The organism is Mycobacterium szulgai, from assembly GCF_002116635.1.
Lineage (GTDB): Bacteria > Actinomycetota > Actinomycetes > Mycobacteriales > Mycobacteriaceae > Mycobacterium > Mycobacterium szulgai.
The window spans coordinates 1-1076 of sequence record NZ_LQPW01000102.1 but is presented as its reverse complement, the minus strand read 5'-3'; the positions used below and the strand labels follow the sequence as shown (position 1 = coordinate 1076).

Annotated in this window: 2 protein-coding genes; one reads left to right on the top strand and one right to left on the bottom strand. The window is 64.7% G+C overall.

What is annotated here, in order from left to right; genetic code table 11:
- The coding region (locus AWC27_RS14785) for a sugar phosphate isomerase/epimerase family protein (RefSeq protein WP_085671173.1) at nt 1-756 on the bottom strand (756 nt) is incomplete at its 3' end.
- A gap of 106 nt (nt 757-862) precedes the next feature.
- Here AWC27_RS14785 and AWC27_RS14780 point away from each other — a divergent pair.
- Nucleotides 863-1076 (top strand): hypothetical protein (locus tag AWC27_RS14780; RefSeq protein ID WP_085671172.1); only part of this gene is annotated, 214 nt, incomplete at its 3' end.

The window sequence follows — 1076 nt, the reverse complement described above, 5'->3', positions numbered from 1 at the left end:
ACGGCCGATCCCGGCTAGCGCCGACAGTCGTTGCGGCACTTCGAGTTCCAGCACAATTCCGGCCGGAAGCGCTGACAGTATGTCGCGCAGCGGCAATTCGCCCTGTCCGGGAACCATGCGTTCGAACATGGCTTCTTCCATGTAGTTGTCGGCGCGCGGCAGCAAAGTCGTGTCGTTGAGTTGGGCATAGCCGATCAAGCCGGCATCGACGGCGGCGAGGTCGGAAGCGCTGGATCCGGACCGAACCAGATGCATGGTATCGATCAGTAGCTGGAAGTCGGGGCGGCCGACATGTGCGACCGCGGCTAGTGCGGTGGGCAGGTCGCCGACCGTCAAGCCCGGCACCGGCTCGACGACCGTCGCGAGTCCGCGGTCGGCGGCAAGCACGGCCAGCGCGCCGAACTGGTCGAAGGTTCGCGAAGGATCGGGGTCCAGGCTGACGACATTGATCCGGGGAGCCCCGAGTTCGGCCAGGACATCGAGATCCTGGCACAGATCCGTCGCCTCGGCGCTGGGCAGCACCAGGAATCCGTCGCCCAGCGAGATCGTCACGCCGCGGTGGTGCAGTGCGGCGAGCAGGTCCTTTCTCAGGGCCACGTCGTCGCGCAGTGAAAAAGGCGAATAGCCCAGCGGTACCAGCGCGGCTGCCTGCACCCACATCGAGATGTGGCGGCATTCGAGATCGGCGGCCAGATCGACGAACTCCACCGGGGGAAGTCCGAATACGCTCAGGAATCCAATACCAAGCTGGTTCATTTTCTCCCGCTCAGCCTACAAAGCCCGGGTTTCGATGCGGTGCACGGTGGGTATTCGTATTGGTTACCTATGGTTGTGCAGAAACCGGCCGAAGGGAGGGACAGAAATGAACATCAAAGCAATTGCGGGCACACTCACCATCGCCGGTGCGTTGGGCGCTGCCGCGTTAGGAGTGGGTGCGGGTACCGGTCAGGCCGATCCTGGGCCGCGGATACCGCGACCGCCCGTCCCGCACATCGACGACTCGACCGGCTGGCACCCGGTGCCACCCGGGCAGATCCAGCGGGTGTGTCCCTGGCACTCGCCGCCAGGTCATTGGG